At 53.9% G+C, this 20,583-nt stretch carries 24 protein-coding genes and 1 other annotated feature; of the genes, 8 read left to right on the top strand and 16 right to left on the bottom strand.

The window, feature by feature from the left end:
• The 4 genes from QLG09_RS20520 to QLG09_RS20535 are packed head-to-tail and all read left to right on the top strand — an operon-like array spanning position 1 to position 4,077.
• The gene (locus QLG09_RS20520) at positions 1 to 657 is read left to right on the top strand and encodes a CoA transferase subunit B (RefSeq protein ID WP_014169704.1); all 657 of its coding nucleotides are present in this window, start codon (positions 1 to 3) and stop codon (positions 655 to 657) included.
• Between the two features lie 9 nt (positions 658 to 666).
• A complete protein-coding gene (locus QLG09_RS20525) occupies positions 667 to 1,848 on the top strand; it encodes an acetyl-CoA C-acetyltransferase (protein WP_049021872.1) in 1,182 nt (393 codons plus the stop codon).
• 53 nt (positions 1,849 to 1,901) lie between these two features.
• Positions 1,902 to 3,296 (top strand): GntP family permease, encoded by a 1,395-nt coding sequence (locus QLG09_RS20530; RefSeq protein WP_196761986.1) that lies wholly within the window; start codon positions 1,902 to 1,904, stop codon positions 3,294 to 3,296.
• A 10-nt stretch (positions 3,297 to 3,306) separates the two neighbouring features.
• Positions 3,307 to 4,077 (top strand): 3-hydroxybutyrate dehydrogenase, encoded by a 771-nt coding sequence (locus QLG09_RS20535; protein ID WP_049022628.1) that lies wholly within the window; start codon positions 3,307 to 3,309, stop codon positions 4,075 to 4,077.
• Between the two features lie 59 nt (positions 4,078 to 4,136).
• Here QLG09_RS20535 and selO read toward each other — a convergent pair whose 3' ends face one another.
• From selO to thrS, 14 genes are all read right to left on the bottom strand, one after another.
• Positions 4,137 to 5,579 (bottom strand): protein adenylyltransferase SelO, encoded by a 1,443-nt coding sequence (gene selO, locus QLG09_RS20540; RefSeq protein ID WP_049022629.1) that lies wholly within the window; start codon positions 5,577 to 5,579, stop codon positions 4,137 to 4,139.
• A gap of 64 nt (positions 5,580 to 5,643) precedes the next feature.
• Positions 5,644 to 6,354 (bottom strand): EAL domain-containing protein, encoded by a 711-nt coding sequence (locus QLG09_RS20545; RefSeq protein WP_020884402.1) that lies wholly within the window; start codon positions 6,352 to 6,354, stop codon positions 5,644 to 5,646.
• A 294-nt stretch (positions 6,355 to 6,648) separates the two neighbouring features.
• Entirely contained in the window at positions 6,649 to 7,113 is a 465-nt protein-coding gene (locus tag QLG09_RS20550; protein ID WP_020884403.1) for an NlpC/P60 family protein, read from the bottom strand.
• A gap of 74 nt (positions 7,114 to 7,187) precedes the next feature.
• Positions 7,188 to 7,943, bottom strand: a complete 756-nt coding sequence (gene btuD, locus QLG09_RS20555) for a vitamin B12 ABC transporter ATP-binding protein BtuD (protein ID WP_020884404.1) — start codon at positions 7,941 to 7,943, stop codon at positions 7,188 to 7,190.
• Entirely contained in the window at positions 7,943 to 8,494 is a 552-nt protein-coding gene (locus tag QLG09_RS20560; RefSeq protein ID WP_014169696.1) for a glutathione peroxidase, read from the bottom strand. Before QLG09_RS20560 ends, btuD begins: the two co-directional genes overlap by 1 nt.
• Positions 8,495 to 8,527: 33 nt before the next feature.
• On the bottom strand, positions 8,528 to 9,508 hold the full coding sequence (gene btuC, locus QLG09_RS20565) for a vitamin B12 ABC transporter permease BtuC (protein ID WP_025204397.1): 981 nt from the start codon (positions 9,506 to 9,508) through the stop codon (positions 8,528 to 8,530).
• Between the two features lie 103 nt (positions 9,509 to 9,611).
• On the bottom strand, positions 9,612 to 9,911 hold the full coding sequence (gene ihfA, locus QLG09_RS20570; protein ID WP_003857805.1) for an integration host factor subunit alpha: 300 nt from the start codon (positions 9,909 to 9,911) through the stop codon (positions 9,612 to 9,614).
• Positions 9,912 to 9,915: 4 nt separating this feature from the next.
• Positions 9,916 to 12,303 carry a phenylalanine--tRNA ligase subunit beta gene (gene pheT, locus QLG09_RS20575; RefSeq protein ID WP_049022630.1) on the bottom strand — a complete coding sequence of 796 codons (2,388 nt, stop codon included), beginning with the start codon at positions 12,301 to 12,303 and terminating at the stop codon, positions 9,916 to 9,918.
• Positions 12,304 to 12,318: 15 nt separating this feature from the next.
• A complete protein-coding gene (pheS, locus tag QLG09_RS20580; protein WP_049022631.1) occupies positions 12,319 to 13,302 on the bottom strand; it encodes a phenylalanine--tRNA ligase subunit alpha in 984 nt (327 codons plus the stop codon).
• 62 nt (positions 13,303 to 13,364) lie between these two features.
• Positions 13,365 to 13,489, bottom strand: a sequence feature (Phe leader region).
• Positions 13,440 to 13,484 (bottom strand): pheST operon leader peptide PheM, encoded by a 45-nt coding sequence (pheM, locus tag QLG09_RS20585; protein WP_001386830.1) that lies wholly within the window; start codon positions 13,482 to 13,484, stop codon positions 13,440 to 13,442. It overlaps the preceding feature by 45 nt.
• 118 nt (positions 13,490 to 13,607) lie before the next feature.
• Complete coding sequence (rplT, locus tag QLG09_RS20590) at positions 13,608 to 13,964, bottom strand: 50S ribosomal protein L20 (protein WP_000124850.1); 357 nt, start codon at positions 13,962 to 13,964, stop codon at positions 13,608 to 13,610.
• A gap of 50 nt (positions 13,965 to 14,014) precedes the next feature.
• Positions 14,015 to 14,212: a 50S ribosomal protein L35 gene (gene rpmI, locus QLG09_RS20595; protein ID WP_003030583.1), complete on the bottom strand. Its 198-nt coding sequence runs from the start codon at positions 14,210 to 14,212 to the stop codon at positions 14,015 to 14,017.
• A 97-nt stretch (positions 14,213 to 14,309) separates the two neighbouring features.
• Entirely contained in the window at positions 14,310 to 14,852 is a 543-nt protein-coding gene (gene infC, locus QLG09_RS20600; protein WP_023616141.1) for a translation initiation factor IF-3, read from the bottom strand.
• Positions 14,853 to 14,855: 3 nt separating this feature from the next.
• The gene (gene thrS, locus QLG09_RS20605) at positions 14,856 to 16,784 is read right to left on the bottom strand and encodes a threonine--tRNA ligase (protein ID WP_014169692.1); all 1,929 of its coding nucleotides are present in this window, start codon (positions 16,782 to 16,784) and stop codon (positions 14,856 to 14,858) included.
• A gap of 323 nt (positions 16,785 to 17,107) precedes the next feature.
• On the opposite strand from thrS, the gene yncL reads away from it, so the two are divergent.
• Together yncL and yniD are read left to right on the top strand one after the other, a co-directional pair.
• A complete protein-coding gene (gene yncL / locus QLG09_RS20610; RefSeq protein ID WP_021241082.1) occupies positions 17,108 to 17,200 on the top strand; it encodes a stress response membrane protein YncL in 93 nt (30 codons plus the stop codon).
• A 99-nt stretch (positions 17,201 to 17,299) separates the two neighbouring features.
• On the top strand, positions 17,300 to 17,407 hold the full coding sequence (gene yniD / locus QLG09_RS20615) for a small membrane protein YniD (RefSeq protein ID WP_008500658.1): 108 nt from the start codon (positions 17,300 to 17,302) through the stop codon (positions 17,405 to 17,407).
• Positions 17,408 to 17,605: 198 nt separating this feature from the next.
• On the opposite strand, the gene QLG09_RS20620 is transcribed toward yniD, so the two are convergent.
• Positions 17,606 to 17,839: a hypothetical protein gene (locus tag QLG09_RS20620; protein WP_014169691.1), complete on the bottom strand. Its 234-nt coding sequence runs from the start codon at positions 17,837 to 17,839 to the stop codon at positions 17,606 to 17,608.
• 272 nt (positions 17,840 to 18,111) lie between these two features.
• Positions 18,112 to 18,870 (bottom strand): YdiY family protein, encoded by a 759-nt coding sequence (locus tag QLG09_RS20625; RefSeq protein WP_025204400.1) that lies wholly within the window; start codon positions 18,868 to 18,870, stop codon positions 18,112 to 18,114.
• Between the two features lie 295 nt (positions 18,871 to 19,165).
• Here QLG09_RS20625 and pfkB point away from each other — a divergent pair, with 295 nt between their 5' ends.
• Together pfkB and ghoS are read left to right on the top strand one after the other, a co-directional pair.
• The gene (gene pfkB, locus QLG09_RS20630; protein ID WP_020884409.1) at positions 19,166 to 20,098 is read left to right on the top strand and encodes a 6-phosphofructokinase II; all 933 of its coding nucleotides are present in this window, start codon (positions 19,166 to 19,168) and stop codon (positions 20,096 to 20,098) included.
• 105 nt (positions 20,099 to 20,203) lie between these two features.
• Positions 20,204 to 20,494 carry a type V toxin-antitoxin system endoribonuclease antitoxin GhoS gene (gene ghoS, locus QLG09_RS20635; protein WP_014169688.1) on the top strand — a complete coding sequence of 97 codons (291 nt, stop codon included), beginning with the start codon at positions 20,204 to 20,206 and terminating at the stop codon, positions 20,492 to 20,494.
• Positions 20,495 to 20,583 lie beyond the last annotated feature (89 nt).

Raw genomic sequence — 20,583 nt, forward strand, 5'->3', positions numbered from 1 at the left:
ATGTTAACCCGTGAACAGATGGCCATGCGCGTCGCCCGAGAACTGCGCGACGGTTACTACGTCAACCTGGGGATAGGGATCCCGACCCTTGTGGCGAACTATATTCCGGCGGGAATGGACGTGATGCTCCAGTCTGAGAACGGCCTGCTGGGGATGGGGGCCTTTCCGGATGAGCAGAGCCTTGACGCCGACATGATCAACGCCGGTAAGCAGACCGTCACCGCGAGGATCGGTGCCGCCATTTTCGACTCGGCTCAGTCGTTTGCCATGATCCGGGGCGGTCATGTTGACCTGACCGTACTCGGGGCGTTCGAAGTGGATGTCGAAGGCAACATCGCCTCGTGGATGATCCCGGGCAAGATGGTGAAAGGGATGGGAGGCGCGATGGATCTGGTCGCCGGGGCGCAGAACATCATTGTGGTGATGACCCATGCCGCAAAAAACGGCGAGTCAAAACTGCTGCCGCGCTGCACGCTGCCGTTGACCGGCGCTGGCTGTATCCGTCGGGTGTTAACCGACCTTGCGTTGCTGGAGATTGAAGACGGCGCGTTCATTCTGCGGGAATACGCCCCCGGTGTCAGTATTGACGACATCGTCAGTAAAACAGCCGGGAAAATCATCGTGGCGGACGACGTGCGCGAGATGCGCTTCAACTGAGGAGTGAACATGAATGAGGTCATGATTGTCGGGGCCACGCGAACCCCTGTAGGCAGTTTTCGCGGATCGCTCTCCTCCCTTTCCGCGGTTGAACTGGGTGCCGTAGCGGTTCGTCGCCTGCTTGAGAACAGCCGGCTGTGCGCAGATCAGGTAGACGAACTGATTTTCGGTCAGGTGCTGACGGCAGGGTGCGGACAAAACCCCGCCCGTCAGACCGCTCTCACGGCCGGATTGCCCGTCAGTACCCCCGCGACAACCGTCAATCTGGTGTGTGGTGCCGGCTTAAAAGCGGTGCAGCTCGCCGCGCAGGCTATCCGCTGCGGCGACGCCGACGTGGTTATCGCTGGCGGCCAGGAGAGCATGAGCAATGCCCCTTACCTGCTGGACGGTGCGCGGTCAGGGTTGCGTTTTGGTCATACAGGAATGCAGGACAGCATGATAACGGACGGCCTGTGGGACGCATTTAACGATTATCACATGGGCATCACCGCGGAAAACGTTGCCCGCCAGTATGGCATCTCCCGCGAGCAGCAAGACGCTTTTGCCGCCCGGTCGCAGCAAAAAGCGGCGTCGGCCATTGAGCACGGTCTGTTTAACGCGGAGATGGCTCCGGTCACAGTGAGCGAGGGTAAAAAGCCGCCGCGCCTGGTTAGCAGTGATGAACAACCCCGGCCGGGAACCACCGCTGAGCAACTCGCTCAGTTGCGCCCTGCCTTTCGTCGTGAAGATGGAACGGTCACGGCGGGTAATGCCTCAACCCTGAACGATGGTGCCGCTGCGGTGCTGTTGATGAGCGGTGAAAAAGCGCGGGAAAGCGGGTTACCGATCCTGGGACGGATCGTGAGTTATGCCGTGACCGGCGTTGATCCCTCGGTGATGGGCATCGGGCCGGTCAGCGCCTGCCAGACGGCTCTGGCCCGGGCAGGCTGGGCGCTGGATGAAGTGGACGTCATTGAAGCAAATGAAGCCTTTGCCGCGCAGGCGCTGGCCGTTGGCAAACTGCTCGGCTGGGATGAACGCAAGGTGAACGTTAACGGTGGTGCGATTGCGCTTGGCCACCCCATCGGCGCCTCTGGCTGTCGGATCCTCGTCACGCTGCTGCATGAGATGCAACGCCGCGACGCGAAAAAAGGGCTCGTCACCCTGTGTGTGGGAGGTGGGCAAGGCATTGCGTTAACCCTTGCGCGCTAACCGCGCCCGGACATCTCGTTGGTACCCGAATATAACAATGATAGTGAGGAGTCATAATGAGTGTGTTGATTGCCCTGGCGGCGCTGGCATTGCTGATGCTTGCGGCCTATCGCGGATACAGCGTTATTCTGTTTGCCCCCATCGCGGCGCTGGGTGCCGTGCTGCTGACCGATCCGGGGGCCGTCGGCCCGACGTTTACCGGTCTGTTTATGGAAAAGATGGTCGGCTTCGTCAAGCTCTACTTCCCGGTGTTCCTGCTGGGTGCCGTGTTTGGCAAGCTGATTGAGCTTTCCGGTTTCTCACGCGCTATCGTCGCTGCAGCGATCCAGATCCTCGGGCGCCGCCATGCGATTCCGGTCATTGTGCTGGTGTGTGCATTGTTAACGTACGGCGGCGTTTCGCTCTTCGTGGTGGCCTTTGCCGTCTATCCTTTTGCGGCCGAACTGTTCCGCCAGAGCGGCATCCCCAAACGTCTTATCCCGGCGACCGTGGCTCTGGGTGCGTTCTCGTTTACCATGGACGCCCTGCCCGGTACGCCGCAGATCCAGAACATTATCCCCACCAGCTTCTTTGGCACTAACGCCTGGGCCGCGCCGTGGCTTGGGCTGATTGGCTCGCTGTTTATCCTCTGTTTTGGCCTGCTCTGGCTGGAGCGTCAGCGGCGAAAGGCGCTCAACAACAATGAAGGTTACGGTTCCGATCTGAAAAATGAACCTGAAACGCCGGACAACATTAATCTGCCCCATCCGCTGATCGCCATTTCCCCTCTGCTGCTGGTCGGGATCCTCAACCTGCTGTTTACCCGCTGGATCCCCGGCTGGTACGGGACGCACCATGAGCTTATCCTGCCCGGACTGGCGAAGCCGATTGTCACCGAGGTCAGCAAAATCACCGCCATCTGGGCCGTGGAAGCGGCGCTGATCGCGGGTATTGTCATGGTACTGCTTTTTGGATTTCGCAATATCCGGGGACGGCTGGCAGAAGGCAGCCGGACGGCGGTCAGCGGCGCCATTCTGGCGGCAATGAATACCGCGTCTGAATACGGTTTCGGGGCGGTGATCGCTGCGCTGCCCGGTTTTCTGGTCTTATCCAAAGCGCTCGCCGCTATCCCGAACCCGTTGCTCAACGAAGCCATCAGCGTGACCGTGCTTGCCGGGATCACCGGTTCGGCGTCGGGCGGGATGAGCATCGCCCTTGCGGCCATGGCCGATACGTTTGTCGCGGCCGCCCACGCAGCCAATATCCCTCTGGAGGTTCTCCACCGCGTGGCCTCGATGGCCAGCGGCGGCATGGATACGCTTCCCCATAACGGGGCCGTGATTACGTTGCTTGCCATTACGGGTCTGAGCCATCGTCAGGCGTATGGCGGCATTTTCGCTATCACCCTCATCAAAAGTCTGGCGGTGCTTTTTGTCATTGCCGTGTTCTATCTCACCGGCATTGTGTAAGGAGAATAAAATGAATCTGAACGGTAAAACCGCACTGGTGACCGGCTCGACCAGCGGTATTGGACTTGGGATCGCTGGCGTGCTGGCGAAGGCCGGCGCGCAGTTGATTCTTAACGGTTTCGGCGACAGTGAATCGGCAAGAGACGAAATCGCGAAACGGGGTAAAACGCCGGGCTATCACGATGCGGACCTGCGTGACGTCCAGCAGATTGAAGCCATGATGCACTACGCCGAAAGCCGGTATGGCGGAGTCGATATTCTGATCAACAACGCCGGTATACAGCACGTCGCACCTGTTGATGCGTTCCCGGTGGAGAAATGGAACGACATTATCGCCATCAACCTCTCTTCCGTCTTTCACACCAGCCGGCTGGCGCTGCCTGCGATGCAGGCGAAAAACTGGGGGCGCATCATTAATATCGCCTCCGTGCATGGGCTGGTCGCGTCGAAAGAGAAATCCGCCTATGTTGCCGCCAAGCATGGCGTGGTGGGCTTTACCAAATCCCTGGCGCTGGAGACCGCCCGCACCGGTATTACCGCCAATGCCATCTGCCCGGGCTGGGTGCTGACCCCGCTGGTGCAGCAGCAAATCGACAGACGTATTGCCGATGGCGTCGCACCGGATGTCGCTCGTGAGCAACTGCTGGCAGAGAAACAGCCCGCCGGTGAGTTTGTTACGCCGGAACAGCTAGGCGAGCTGGCGTTGTTTTTGTGCAGTGACAGCGCCGTACAGGTCCGCGGCGCCGCCTGGAATATGGATGGCGGATGGGTCGCACAGTGACCGCGGTATCGGCATAAAAAAACCTGGCACCGCAAGGTGTCAGGTTTTGTCGGCCCGGGCTAGCTCGAACAGCTCACTTCCAGGCGTTTTCCCCAGTCCGGCGGACGGCTGACATAGTCGTCATCACGGTCAGCAAACGGCGTACGCAGAGCCACATGCAGGCGATGTAGTTCGTCATACTCCCCCTGCTCTGCCTGTTCAATGGCCCGCTGCGCCAGCCAGTTGCGCAACACCATCGCCGGGTTCGCCGCGTTCATTTGTGCCTGCCGGGTTGCGTCGTCGACTTGCTCTTGCTGCAACCGCGCACGGTAAAGCGCAAACCAGTCGTCAAAGCCCTGCCTGTCAATGAACTCGTCGCGCAGCGGTGAGGCACTACTGTGTTGCTCAGTCTGGCTCAGCATCCGGAAGGTGCGGGTGTAATCGCTGCCTTCACGTTCCATGAGGGCAAACAGAGCGTTCAGGATGTCGTTATCGCCCCTCTCCTGCGTCACCAGCCCCAGCTTGTTGCGCATCAACGCGCCGTATTCGCGCAGTAAAATGTCCTGGTAGCTGTCGAGCGCATCATTCAGGGCATCAACGTCGATAAACGGCGACAGAGTTTGCGCAAGGCGCTGCAGGTTCCACAGGCCAACAGCCGGCTGATTGTCGAAACTGTAACGTCCCTGATAGTCAGAATGGTTGCAGATGTACCCCGGCTGATAGTCATCAAGGAAGCCAAACGGACCGTAATCAAAGGTCAACCCGAGAAGCGACATGTTGTCCGTGTTCATCACCCCATGGGCAAACCCGACCGTCTGCCAGCGGGCAATCATGGTTGCGGTAAGGGCTACCACATCGCGGAACCAGAGAATGTACTTATCGGCCTCGTCCTGGAAATGAGACCAGTGATGACGAATGGCATAATCCGCAAGCTGGCGGACTTTTTCCGGCTCACGACGATAATAAAAGTGTTCAAAGTGGCCAAAACGCAGATGGCTTTGCGCAACGCGCATGAGCATCGCCCCTTTTTCCATCGTTTCACGCGCCACCGGGGTGTCACTGGTTACAATCGACAGTGCGCGGGTGGTGGGGATCCCCAGCGCATGCATCGCTTCTGAGGCCAGACATTCGCGAATAGTCGAACGCAATACCGCGCGCCCGTCGCCCATTCGCGAGTAAGGGGTCAGACCGGCCCCCTTCAGGTGCCAGTCCACCGTCTCCCCGTTGGGCAGCCGTTGTTCGCCCAGCAGGATCCCCCGGCCATCGCCCAGTTGTCCTGCCCAGACGCCAAACTGATGTCCGCTATAGACCTGAGCCAGAGGCTGCATACCGGCAAGCAGCGCTTCGCCTCCCCAGACGCCAGCGCCGTCGGAGGGCTGAAACATCTCAGGTGGAACAGCCAGCTCATCTGCCAGCCGATCGTTATGCCAGATAAGACGGGAATTTTGTAACGGTGTGGGTTTGAGTGCGGTATAAAAACCCGGCAACTCGTCATGCCAGTGAGCAGTAAAAGACAGGGTCATAGGTCCTCCTGCTTTTAGTGTAGAGGGTTTACCCGGACTTAAACACGGGCGAAAGAGAGGGTTATCACTGAACGAGCGTGGTGACGTGCTCTGCAGAGACGGCTGGCCAGAGCGCCCCCTGCATTGCGCCAAAGTTAAAGGACAAGACGCGCTGCAATAAACCGTGGTCATCAATGCCGCCGACGAGCACGGACTGACAGTGAGGCGTTATTTGCCAGAGGATTGCGCGCATAAAAGGCTCAAAAGAGAGTTCAGAAGCACGCTGCTGGATAAATCCCTTGTCGAGAATGACCCGTTTAAACAATCCATCATAAACGGCTTTCAACGACGCTGCGCCTGCGCCAAAGTTTGCCAGCACCAGCGGAAAATGGATTGCCATTCTCGCCAGTTGCAGATCGTCCTTCCCGTTATTTAAACCTGGATAATTCTCATTAACAGTAAACTCAAGAAACGGATAACGCTCAAGTATTGAAACAGCGTTCCCATTACTTAATAAAAATTCAACAATTACAGGTGTAATATTGATCCATGCAATTAACTGATGCTGAATAAAAAACAGTTTACAGGTATCAAGCAATTGCAATTTCTCGTTAAACAACGCTAACTCTTCTTCAGCCGAAAGCCGCGGGATAACGAGTTCGGTGGGGATCCGAACGTGGGTACCGACGCCAGTAAAGTTAACCAGAACCTCTAAACCTTTAAGCTCGCCAGCGCTATTACGGGCAGGCAGAAGCATCAGTTCAGACTGGTAAGCATTATCTAGCGTAATAATCATTGCACTCGCCCCGCATTAAAGATGAGAGAGGACATCCTGGAGCAATTGCCGACACAATTCCACTGTCTTGATTTTAATAAGATTAATTTCATTAGTTCCGTATTATTTTTCAGATTTATCCCTGAATCTAAAATAATCTTATCCTGGTTGCTCAGTAATAGCCAGTTTTAGATAAAACAGACTCCTGAGGAGATAAGTCATTTTTCGTAAATTTAACTTTAAACCTCTTATTTGAGAAAAAATGGCATGATTTATTAGTTATCATGCCATCATAAGAGACTGCTCTTTGACAGACTAAATACGTCGTGCCTGCCAGAAGTTTTTACGCCAGTAAACATTATCGAGCGACGAGCGCATCACCCCACGACTGGTCGAGGCGTGAATAAACTGATTATCGGTATCATAAATACCGACGTGAAGCCCACTGTCACCCGAGCCGGTTTTGAAAAAAACCAGGTCGCCGGGCAGCAAATCATCTTTATCGATTTCCGTGCCAATTTCCGCCTGTTTGCGCGTTTCGCGCGGAAGCTGTAAATCAAACTTATCGCGAAACGTCATCAGAACAAAGCCAGAACAATCTACGCCCCCACGGCTCATGCCGCCATAACGATAGGGCGTGCCGCGCCAGTTGCTCAGCTGATCGTTAAGGCTGGCAATGACGGTAATAGAATCTGAAAGCCGCGGGTTAGGCGGCGGCGCACGATGGCTACTGCATCCCGCAAGAAATAACGCGGCCATCAGGAGAAACCAGAATCGCATTTTCAGACGAATCCTCTGCTTTTTTTGTTCTTTTCGTAATTTAGCGTGCAACGGCGTTAACAGGCAAGAAACGGTTACGCCTGCGCGGTAGAAATCAGCATCTTATGCCCTTCTATATCCAGCCTGCGGAAAGACATATTGTACGCGCGGGCAAGATTTGGCGGCGTCAATACCGCATCGCGCGTGCCGCTGGCAATCATCTTTCCTCGCGCCAACAGCCACACCCGGTGGGCGTGACGCAGCGTATGGTTCAGGTCATGACTGCTCATGACCACGCCGATCCCTTTTCTGCTCAGGGAGCTTAACAGGGTGTCCAGCGCGGCCTGTTGTGCCACATCCAGACCGCTCATCGGTTCATCCAGAAGCAGCAGTCTGCCGTGCGGATTGCCGGCCGGGTGAATCTGCAAAATGACGGCCGCCAGACGCACGCGCTGCCACTCGCCCCCCGAAAGCTGGCTGGCATGCCGGGACAGTTTATCTTCTAGCCCTAATCCCGCCGCCACCTCAGTGAGCAGCGACGTATGCTGTTTATCGTGCAGATGCAGCATCAGGTAGTGCCAGACGGGCATCGCAAAGGGCGGGACCTGCTGCTGCACCAGATAGCTGCGCCTGTGCGCCAGCGAGACTGGCGACCAGTCAGCAAGGTTATGCTCCAGCAGGGTTATCTCCCCCGCGCCGGCGGTCAGCCCTGCCATGCGCGCCAGTAAGGTGCTTTTTCCTGCGCCGTTCGGCCCGACAAGATGCAGGATTTCGCCTGCATTGATGGCACCGGTTATCGGCTCCAGACGCCCCGTATCGGCGACGTCCGTGAGCTGCATCAGCAACGTCATTATTTCGCCAGCGCCAGCTTGATAGACTCCATAACAATCGGATCTTCAGGCGTCATGTCCGGTGAAAAACGCTGCACCACCTGTCCGTCACGACCGATAAGGAATTTTTCAAAATTCCACAGGATATCGTCCGGATAGAGCGGCGCGCGTCCTTTACTGGCCATGCGCTCATAAAAACCGCTGCCTTCCGGCGCAACGGCGGTCGGCGCGGCCGCCACCAGCTTGGCATACAGGGGATGGCGATGTTCACCGTTAACGTCGATTTTGCTGAACATCGGGAACGTCACACCGTAGGTGGTGCTGCAAAACGTTTTGATTTCGTCTTCGCTGCCCGGCTCCTGGCCCAGGAACTGGTTGCACGGGAAGCCCAGCACGGTGAAACCGTCTTTCTCCCAGGCTTTTTGAATGTTTTCCAGCTGTTCGTACTGCGGCGTCAGGCCACATTTGGAGGCCACATTCACGATGAGCAGCACGTTGCCTTTATAGCTTTCCAGCGTGGTTTTCTCACCCTCAATGGTGGTCACTTCGGTATTCAAAATATCAGACTGCATAGCATTCCCTCAGGTTATCTTACGGGTAGTGATTTAACGTCCGGATTTTAATAGTAGCCAGATAAATACCGGCGCGCCCAGCGTGGCGGTCACCACGCCTATTGGCAGCTCAGCGGCTGTCAGGGCGAGCCGGGCGATGATATCCGCCACCAGCAGCGTTACCGCCCCGGCAACCGCCGAGGCCGGCAGTAAGGTTCGATGGTCGGTGATACCGCACAGACGCAGCATGTGCGGGATAACCAGCCCAATAAAGCCAATCGCCCCGGCCAGTGCCACACTCACACCAACCAGCCAGCCAATGGCAATGACCAGCACGTTACGCCAGAAGCCTATCGGCATGCCAAGCTGGCGGGCCGAGGTTTCCCCCAGCGCGAGAATATTCAGCGGCTGTGCCTGCAGGCCTGCCCACAGCAAGACCGGTATCAGCAGTGCCATCAGCCAGCCCTGGCGCCAGTCTACGCCCCCGAAGCCGCCCATCATCCAGTACATCAACTGACGCAAGTCAAAGGACGTGGAGAAATACACCGCCCAGGTCATCAGCGCGCTACAGATGATCCCCAGAGCCACCCCGGCAAGCAGCAGCCGACTGGTTGATAAGTGCCGTCTGGCAAAGCGCAAAAGGATTACCGTTATCAGCAACGCGCCGATAATGGCGCTGAGGCTAATCCCCCATGAGGAGAGTTCCCCCCCGCCCAACATCACCGCCGCCACCAGCCCTACGCCCGCGCCATTCGACACGCCGAGCAGCCCGGGCTCCGCCAGTGGGTTATCAAATAATGCCTGCATAATGGTGCCGCACAATGCCAGCGCGGCGCCCACCAGGATCACCGCCAGCGTGCGCGGCAGACGGATTTGCCAGACGAAAAGCTGCCCCTCAGGCTCAAACCAGTGTTCAGGCCCTATCCACTGTTCCCCGGCGCACAGGCTAACGCCTGCGGTAACAATGAGCAGCAGCACGAGCAAAAGCAGGTGTCGTTGATCTAAACGGTGCTGGCGATGGGCATAATCAAGCATGGACATGGTTTTAGTAGCGTGTGATGTAATTGATTTTACGGCGGGTTTGCCAGAGAGCGCAAAGAAAAAAGGCCGCGTGAGCGGCCTTTTTAGTTAGTTCATATTACTCTGCTTTGGGCGTTGCGTTTTCGACACGGCTTTTTAACTTCTGGCCGGGTCTGAAGGTCACCACGCGGCGGGCTGTAATCGGAATATCTTCCCCCGTCTTTGGGTTACGGCCCGGACGTTGGTTTTTGTCACGCAAATCAAAATTGCCAAAACCGGAGAGTTTTACCTGCTCACCATTTTCCAGAGCACGACGGATCTCTTCGAAAAACAGCTCTACCAGCTCTTTGGCATCTCGTTTGCTAAGCCCAAGCTTATCAAACAGATATTCTGACATTTCAGCTTTTGTAAGCGCCATAGGTTCAATCCCTCAATGATGCCTGGAATCGCTCTTTTAATGCCTCTACACATTTGGCGACGGTAGCGGCAATCTCCTCTTCTTCGAGTGTACGGCTGGTATCCTGAAGGATAAGGCTAATAGCGAGGCTCTTGAAACCTTCTGCTACGCCCTTGCCGCGGTACACGTCAAATAAGTTTACGCCAACTACCTGATTTACGCCAACTTTCTTACATTCGGCCAAAATATCTGCTGCGGGCACATTTTCCGCGACCACAACCGCGATATCACGGCGGTTTGCCGGGAAGCGTGAGACGTCACGGGCCTGAGGAATGACGCGGTCCGCAACCGGGCTCCATTCCAGCTCGAACACGATGGTACGGCCGTTCAGGTCCAGCTTACGCTCCAGCTCAGGATGAACAACGCCAATGAAACCAATGCGTTTGCCGTCTAAATAGATAGCCGCGCTTTGGCCTGGATGCAGCGCAGGGATCGCTTCTGCACGGAATTCAATTTCAGATAATTTACCGGTCAGATCGAGAATTGCTTCCAGATCTCCCTTCATATCGTAGAAATCAACCGTGCCTTTTGCCAGGTCCCAGTGCTCTTCGTAACGGTTACCGCTGATGGCACCAGCCAGCATGAGATCCTGACGGATGCCTAAATTTGCCTGATTATCCGGTACAAAGCGTAAACCACTTTCGAAAATTCGTACGCGGTTTTGCTGACGATTCTGGTTGTAAACGATAGTCCCCAGCAGACCGGTCCACAGGGACAGGCGCATCGCGGACATTTCGCTGGAGATTGGGCTTGGCAGGATCAGCGCTTCCTGGCCCGGATGGATCATCTGCTGCAGTTTTGGATCAACAAAGCTGTAGGTGATCACTTCCTGATAGCCTTTGTCGTTCAGCATGGTTTTCACACGCTTAAGAGACAAATCTGCTTCACGGTGACTTCCCATCACCAGACCCGCCTGAACAGGCTCATCGGGGATGTTGTTGTAGCCATATACGCGAGCCACTTCTTCCACCAGATCTTCTTCGATCTCCATGTCGAAACGCCAGGATGGCGCAACGGCTTTCCACTCGTCCTGCCCTTCGGTCACGTCACAACCCAGGCGGCGAAGGATATCGCTGACCTGTGCGTCAGCAACATGGTGACCAATCAGACGATCCAGTTTGCTACGACGCAGGGTAATGGTCGCACGCTTCGGCAACGTCGCTTCGTGGGTGACGTCGATAACCGGGCCCGCTTCACCGCCGCAGATGTCGATCAGCAGACGCGTCGCACGCTCCATCGCTTTGTGCTGCAGTGCCGGATCGACGCCACGCTCATAACGGTGAGAGGCATCGGTATGCAGGCCGTGACGACGTGCGCGACCGGTGATAGAGAGCGGGCTGAAAAACGCACACTCCAGCAGAACGTTTTGCGTTTCATCGTTTACACCGGAGTGTTCGCCACCGAAGATACCGCCCATCGCCAGCGCTTTAACGTGGTCCGCGATCACCAGCGTATCAGCATTCAGTTTTGCTTCGCTACCGTCGAGCAGAACCAGGGTTTCGCCCTCTTTCGCCATACGCACCACAATACCGCCTTCGATACGATCTTTATCGAACGCGTGCATCGGCTGACCCAGCTCCAGCAGAACATAGTTGGTCACGTCAACGACGGCGTCGATAGAACGAATACCGCAGCGACGCAGCTTCTCTTTCATCCACAGCGGGGTTGGCGCTTTTACGTTGATGCCTTTCACCACACGACCAAGGTAGCGTGGGCACGCATCAGCGGCTTCAACCTGAATCGGCAGTGTGTCACTGATGGTAGCGTCAACCGGTACGATTTCCGGTACGTTCAGTTCAGTCTGGTTCAGCACGGCCACATCGCGGGCCACGCCGATAATGCCTAAGCAGTCCGCACGGTTTGGCGTCACGCTGATTTCAATGGTGTTGTCATCAAGTTTCAGGTATTCGCGGATGTCGGTACCAATAGGCGCATCAAGCGGCAGCTCAATGATGCCATTGTGATCGTCGGAAATACCCAGCTCAGAGAACGAACACAACATGCCTTCAGACGGCTCACCGCGCAGTTTCGCTGCTTTAATTTTAAAATCGCCCGGCAGTACAGCCCCCACGCTCGCCACGGCCACTTTCAGGCCCTGACGGCAGTTTGGCGCGCCGCAGACGATATCCAGCAGGCGATCGCCGCCTACGTTAATTTTTGTCACACGCAGCTTGTCAGCGTTAGGGTGCTGACCGCACTCAACCACTTCGCCCACAACGACGCCATTGAAAGCGCCAGAAACCGGCTCAACACCGTCAACTTCCAGACCCGCCATGGTGATCTGGTTGGAAAGCGCTTCGCTATCAAGCGTGGTGTTCACCCATTCGCGTAACCACAGTTCACTGAATTTCATTGTTCTGTCCTGCCCTTATTTAAACTGTTTGAGGAAACGCAGATCGTTTTCGAAGAATGCACGCAAATCGGTCACGCCATAGCGCAGCATTGTCAGACGCTCCATGCCCATACCGAACGCAAAGCCGGAGTAGACTTCTGGATCGATACCCACGTTGCGCAGAACGTTTGGATGCACCATGCCGCAGCCCAGCACTTCCAGCCATTTGCCGTTTTTACCCATCACGTCAACTTCCGCAGACGGTTCAGTGAACGGGAAGTAGGACGGACGGAAACGAACCTGCAGGTCTTCCTCAAAGAAGTTGTTCAGGAAATCGTGCAGCGTACCTTTCAGGTTGGTAAAGCTAATGTTCTTATCAACAATCAGGCCTTCCATCTGATGGAACATCGGGGTATGGGTCTGATCGTAGTCGTTACGGTACACGCGGCCCGGTGCGATGATGCGGATCGGGGGTTCCTGTTCCTTCATGGTACGGATCTGAACGCCCGAGGTCTGAGTACGCAGCAGACGGGTGGCGTCGAACCAGAAAGTGTCGTGGTCAGCACGTGCCGGATGATGGCCTGGAATGTTGAGGGCGTCGAAGTTGTGGTAATCATCTTCGATTTCCGGGCCAGTCGCCACGGTAAAGCCGAGCTCACCGAAGAAACTTTCAATGCGATCAATGGTGCGGGTAACCGGATGCAGGCCACCGTTTTCGATACGGCGCCCCGGCAGGGAGACATCGATAGTCTCTGCCGCCAGACGCGCATTCAGCACCGAGCTTTCCAGCTCAGCTTTGCGCGCGTTCAGTGCCTGTTGCACCTGCTCTTTGGCTTCGTTAATGACCGCACCCGCTGCCGGGCGTTCCTCTGGCGGCAGTTCACGCAGGGTTGTCATTTGAAGGGTCAAATGCCCTTTCTTACCGAGATATTCGACGCGGACATTGTCTAACGCGGCAACATCTGAGGCCTGATTAATGGCGGCTGTTGCACTGGCAACCAGCTCTGCGAGATGTGACATGATTTTCCTCATTATGTCGGTGCAGACACCGATTTGGTGGAGTTATTCTCTCGAATTTAGACACAAAAAAAGCCTCCATCAGGAGGCTTATCTGGCGCTGTTTTTCGTTTCATCTTTCACGCGCTAGCCTCCTGAATTCAGGTGCTAAAGTAAAAGAAGAAGCGGAAAATAGCAGCATTCATGCTTGCGTTACCTTGTGTGGTAAAAAACCGTTAAGACCTTATTGAAAAGGTTGCACGGGTAAAAGTCAATCTTCTGATGGTGTTAAATGAAAAGAGGGAGCGAAGCCCCCTCTTTCAACTGGCTTATGCCAGTGCTGCTTTCGCTTTTTCGACCAGAGCGGTGAACGCTACTTTGTCGAATACTGCGATGTCAGCCAGGATCTTACGGTCGATTTCAACAGAGGCTTTTTTCAGGCCGTTGATGAATTTGCTGTAAGAAATACCGTTCTGACGTGCTGCTGCGTTGATACGCGCAATCCACAGTTGACGGAACTGACGCTTACGTTGACGACGGTCACGGTAAGCGTACTGACCTGCTTTGATAACAGCCTGGAAGGCAACGCGGTATACGCGTGAACGCGCACCGTAGTAGCCTTTAGCTTGTTTCAAAATTTTCTTGTGACGTGCACGTGCAATTACACCACGTTTTACGCGAGCCATATGTGCTCTCCTGTATCTATATTCTTAGTAAAAAATTAAACGTTAACGGCTTATGCGTACGGCAGGCACGCGATAACCAGACCCAGATCGCCTTTAGAAACAAGGCCTTTTGGACGCAGGTGACGTTTACGCTTAGTAGATTTTTTGGTCAGAATATGACGCAGGTTTGCGTGCTTACGCTTAAATCCACCACCACCGGTTTTTTTGAAGCGCTTAGCAGCACCGCGTACGGTCTTAATTTTTGGCATCTTAATTACTTCCACTTCGCATTGTTAAATAAACGAAACATAGGCGAACAAAACCTATGAGACCCGAAGGCTCCACAGGTTTTGCTGCTTGAAGGCCTTACTGTTTCTTCTTAGGAGCGAGCACCATGATCATCTGGCGGCCTTCGATCTTCGTAGGGAAGGATTCGACTACTGCCAGTTCACTCAGATCGTCACGGACGCGGTTAAGCACTTCCATACCAATCTGTTGGTGGGCCATCTCACGACCGCGGAAACGCAGTGTGATCTTGGCCTTATCGCCATCTTCCAGAAAGCGAATCAGGCTGCGGAGTTTTACCTGATAATCGCCATCGTCGGTACCAGGACGGAATTTAATTTCCTTAACCTGGATAACTTTTTGCTTTTTCTTCTGTTCCTTAGAAGACTTACTCTTTTCATAAAGGAACTTGCCGTAGTCCATGATACGACAAACTGGCGGTTCGGCGTTAGGGCTGATTTCAACTAAATCTACTCCAGCTTCTTCAGCCTTTTCGATCGCTTCTCTCAGACTCACAATCCCCAGCTGCTCGCCTTCCAGACCTGTTAAGCGAACTTCCTGGGCGCGAATCTCGCCATTGATACGATTCGGACGTGCCGTTTGAACTCGTTTTCCGCCTTTAATACCTTATTCCTCCAGTTGTTGAAGACTGCGGCTGCGAATCTCTTGTTGCAGCTTCTCAATCACTTCACTTACGTCCAGGCTCCCCAGGTCTTTACCACGGCGGGTGCGAACGGCAACTTTGCCTGCTTCCACCTCTTTATCACCACAGACCAACATATACGGGACACGACGTAAAGTGTGCTCGCGGATTTTAAAGCCAATCTTCTCATTTCTCAAGTCTGCTTTTACGCGAATGCCCGCATTTTGTAGTTTCTGCGTCAATTCTTTAACGTATTCAGCCTGAGAATCGGTAATGTTCATCACCACGACCTGCACTGGCGCAAGCCAGGTTGGGAAGAAGCCGGCAAACTCTTCAGTCAGGATGCCGATGAAGCGCTCCAGAGAACCGAGGATTGCACGGTGAATCATAACCGGTACCTGACGTTCGTTGTCTTCGCCAACATAAGAGGCGCTTAAACGCTGCGGCAGGGAGAAGTCCAGCTGTACAGTACCGCACTGCCATGCGCGATCGAGGCAGTCATACAGGGTAAATTCAATTTTCGGACCGTAGAATGCGCCCTCGCCCAGCTGGTATTCAAACGGAATGCCGTTCTCTTCCAGCGCCACGGCGAGATCCGCTTCTGCGCGATCCCAGGTCTCATCGCTACCGATACGTTTTTCCGGACGCGTTGAGAGTTTGACAACGATCTTCTCGAAGCCAAAGGTGCTGTACATATCGTAGACCATACGAATACAGGCGTTAACTTCATCACGAACCTGATCTTCAGTACAGAAGATATGCGCATCATCCTGAGTAAAGCCACGAACACGCATCAGACCGTGCAATGCACCTGATGGCTCGTTACGGTGGCAGCTACCGAACTCTGCCATACGCAGCGGCAGATCGCGGTAGGATTTCAGACCCTGGTTGAAGATCTGAACGTGGCCAGGGCAGTTCATTGGCTTAATGCAGTATTCACGGTTCTCAGAAGAGGTGGTGAACATCGCATCTTTGTAGTTGTCCCAGTGGCCGGTTTTTTCCCACAGCACACGGTCCATCATGAACGGGCCTTTCACTTCCTGATACTGGTACTCTTTCAGCTTGGAGCGTACGAACGTTTCCAGTTCACGGAAGATAGTCCAGCCGTCATTGTGCCAGAACACCATACCCGGCGCTTCTTCCTGCATGTGGTACAGGTCAAGCTGCTTACCGATTTTACGGTGGTCACGTTTAGCCGCCTCTTCCAGGCGCTGCAGGTAGGCGTTAAGGGCTTTTTTATCGGCCCACGCGGTACCATAGATACGCTGCAACATCTTGTTGTTGCTATCGCCACGCCAGTAGGCGCCCGCGATTTTCATCAGCTTAAAGTGATGACAGAAGCGCATGTTCGGCACGTGCGGACCACGGCACATGTCGACGTATTCTTCGTGATGGTACAAGCCAGGCTTGTCATCATGAGAGATGTTTTCATCAAGAATAGAGACTTTATAGCTCTCGCCACGCTTCACGAAGGTTTCACGCGCTTCGTGCCAGCTGACTTTCTTCTTAATGACGTCATAGTTAGTTTCGGCGAGCTCGTGCATACGTTTTTCGAGCGCGTCGATATCTTCCTGAGTCAGGGTATGGTCAAGATCAACGTCATAGTAGAAACCGTTGTCGATAACCGGACCGATCGCCATTTTGGTGTTCGGCCACAGCTGTTTGATCGCATGACCTAACAGGTGCGCGCAGGAGTGACGAATGATCTCCAGACCTTCTTCGTCTTTCGCTGTGATGATAGACAGCTGCGCATCGCTTTCAATCAGGTCAGATGCATCAACCAGCTCACCATTAACACGGCCAGCGATGGTTGCTTTCGCGAGTCCAGGACCAATGTCCAGGGCAACATCCATTGGGCTTACAGCGTGGTCGTAATGGCGTTGGCTGCCATCAGGAAGAGTAATTACAGGCATTTTATATCCTTATTTGCAGTGATGCCCCACACATAAGAGCATATACAAAGAAAATAATCGTGATTTGACAATAGATTACGACACCATCTGACCAACAATCGTCAAATTGGCTCGCGATCATTCACCCACCGAAAATCAGATAAATGCGGATTTACGGCAAGCCCTGCAATGGTAACACTAACAAAAGAGAGATTGCACCCTTTGCGGGCAGATTGCTGCGCTGGCACTTTCGCATGAATTTGCAGGGCGCATATCTCCGGTGCTCGCATTCCAGAGATGCTGGGCTACTCTTGAACAAGTCTTTAAACCCAAAGGTGCATACCATGAACGTATCAAGTAGAACGGTTGTGATATTGAACATCCTTTCAGCCACCGGTTTATTGTTGATTCTTGCAGAACGATTCCACTGGTTCTAACCGAACCGGAAGCAGGCATAACCTGATTCACCACTGGAGAAGGGGCATTTCCCCGCCCTGTTTGGTAGACTGTTCGCATCAACTTACAAGGATCAGGTTATGCCAACAAAACGATTTGCCGTAAAACACTGGAAAATGGTACTGGTGCTGATTGCCATCTGCGGCGCGATGCTGCTTCTGCGTTGGGCGGCAATGATTTGGGGCTGAATGTGGATATAAATAACTGCGCAGGGAATAACATCGTTATCCGTAATACCCTTTTGCGGACATTCACCGCCAGGACGAAATACGGACGATACGTTTACGTCAAATAGGTTTACCGCGAAAAAACCGGTACCACAAAATCCGGTTTTTTTGGCGCGTTGAATTAGCGTTTAAACGTCAATAACAACACGGCAAAACCCATCAGGACCATTCACCTGCAACCAGTTTATGGACGTCAAAAGCATCATTCATAGACTGACCTGTGGACTGAGAGGCTGGCGCGATGTTAGACCCGGCTTCAACGTCAGCGGCTTTCGCAATGCCGATTTGGCTGTGGGTCTCACTGGCTGTCGGGGTGGTTTCATCAGCAGCAAATACGCCAAAAGACAGTGCGGAAAGCACCATCGCTGCTGCGGCAGTTTTGATTTTTTTCATAATGTTTTTTCTCTTTCTACATTTAATGCTAATAATGCTAAATACCTTAAGGCCGAATTCTGCCCGTGCTAAGAGTGTAGATCCAGATCACACTTTTGCCTAGCCTGTCACGTTATCAATTCGTGTCAAATAAGCCGAAAATTAATGAAAATGCATTATGAAGAAATTATGGAGATATCAGCAGACCAGATATTTCAAAACAGCGTTTAATATAAAACAGCACAGTTTCAAAAAATAAAAAACGGGCCGATAGCGTAATCGGCCCGAGAATATTACATTTTATAACCCAGTGAAACCGTGGTTCTGCGGTCGGTATGATCCGGAGCAGAATCAGGAGGAGAAGAGTTCCAGGTGACGTTGTAGGCCACTTTCAGGCCAAAGTGTTCGTTGATGGCCACGTTCAGCGCTGTTTCTGAGTTCAGCGTCGTATCGTCGGCACCAAACACAGACACCCCCTGGGTAAATTTGGTGTTGTCAGTCATCTGCCAGGCATAGGTGCCGGAAGCGTAACCGAGCGGTTGAGTTTTGGTTTCGCCGTCGGTGTACTCGTCGTAGCGCACACCTGGACCGAATTCAAAACGTAAACTGTGTACCGGACCGTTCAGGAACTGACGACCGTAACCGGCAGTGAACACATCACGCTGGCGATAGCCGTTGTAACGGTCAGTTAACCAGCTGGCCTGACCAAACAGGTAGTCAAAGTCGGTCATGTTGTAACGGCTACGTCCGCCAACCGCATATTTCTCGGAAGAGCGTTCGTCATTCGCGGAGGTGTTACTGGCATTTCCCCACAGAGACCAGGCGGTGGTATTACCGTACCAGGTCAGCGTACTGTCCGCCGTGAGAGAGGAGCTTTTCGTGTTACCGGATTGTGCAAGATAGCCAGCGTTCAGGTTACCTTCAAACGGTTTTTGCGCGGTGGCTGGATCGTCCATGACAGTAAAAACGGAATCATCTGCGGTCGCGTTCATTGCAGCAAACACGCCACCCGCCAGCATCAGTGCAGCGGGTACTGTCTTCAAAAGCTTCATTTTATTAAGGAGTCCGTACAACAAAAAAAGAGACCACACGGTCCCGGAAACTTTCTTGAGGATCAATGACAAGGCGTCCAGAGAAAGGTAACAAATTATAAAAAGCCGCAAATAACATAGCAATGATTTCTTATTTCATTTTTTGAATAAGAACGATCTCAAAAAGCGTTTTATTTTATATAAGCCGCAGCAGACTTTATGTCAGTATTCATATTTAAAATCATACTGTTATTTACATTGCCTTCCTGACAAATGGTGCCAGACTAAAAGGAACCCACGCTAAAAGGAGGTAATGATGGTTTCTATCTACACCCTGACGCTCTCCCCTTCCCTCGACTCCGCCACCCTGACGCCCCAGATTTACCCGGAAGGTAAATTGCGCTGCAGCGCCCCGGTGTTTGAGCCCGGCGGCGGCGGTATCAATGTGGCGCGAGCCATAACGCACCTCGGTGGAAAGGCGACAGCAATTTTCCCCACAGGCGGCGCGACCGGTGAGCACCTGGTCTCTCTGCTGGCCGATGAACAGGTGGCCTCGCAGACCGTCGAGGCCAAAGACTGGACGCGGCAAAACCTGCATGTGCACGTGGAGTCCAGCGGCGAGCAATACCGTTTCGTCATGCCGGGTGCAAAACTCAGTGAAGATGAGTTTCGTCAGCTTGAAGAGAAGGTGCTGGCCATTGAGAGCGGTGCTCTGCTGGTGATAAGCGGCAGCCTGCCGCCCGGTGTCAGCACGGAAAAACTGACGGCGCTGATTCGGGCCGCGCAGCAACGCGGTATCCGCTGCATTGTCGACAGTAGCGGCGAGGCACTGCAGGCAGCCCTGACGCCGGGCAATCTTGAGCTGGTTAAACCCAATCAGAAAGAGTTAAGCGCGCTGGTGAACCGCGAGCTGAACCAGCCGGACGATGTCCTCACCGCCGCGCAGGAGCTGGTTCACAGCGGCAAAGCGCGACGGGTCGTGGTCTCCCTTGGCCCGCAGGGTGCCCTGGCCGTGGACGAAACGGGGTCCGTTCAGGTTGTCCCGCCGCCGATGAAAAGCCAGAGTACCGTGGGCGCAGGTGATAGCATGGTTGGAGCGATGACCCTGAAACTGGCCCAGGGTGCTTCATTACTGGAGATGACACGCTACGGCGTCGCAGCGGGTAGCGCTGCCACCATCAACCAGGGCACACGTCTCTGTTCGCTTAGCGACACGCAAAAAATCGTCGATTACCTGTCCCGAAATTAATCCCCCTTTTCCCCTTCTCTGTGAAGGGGAAATACGCGGCATAGTCGCCAAACGCAGCCTATCGACTATGCTAAGAAAACTTCCAAGATAACAATGAGGTGAATTATGAGCAGTGGTGACATCACCCGCTACGTCGTTACCATCAACATTCATCAAGCGTCGCTGACCGAGCTTAATGAGCTCAACAACGCCTTTACCCGGGCCAATTTCCTGCTCACACTCACGGATGACGAGGGCAATATCCATGATTTAGGCACCCTGACGTTTGGCCTGATCAGCGCCCTGAGTAAAGAAGAGGTTCACGCTCTGGCGGCCAGTCTGGTCGAAAGCGTGACCGACAAAGCGGCAGAAATTGATCTTGATACCTGGGAAAGCTGGCAGAAAAAAGAACAATAAGTGCCCTGCATGAATTTAAACCGCTCAGGTGTGCGTTAGTTCGTATTTTTTTACCGCAATTATGCGCTAACTTTATGATCTGGCAGACA

This window comes from Enterobacter sp. V89_11, assembly GCF_029967775.1.
GTDB lineage: Bacteria > Pseudomonadota > Gammaproteobacteria > Enterobacterales > Enterobacteriaceae > Enterobacter > Enterobacter ludwigii.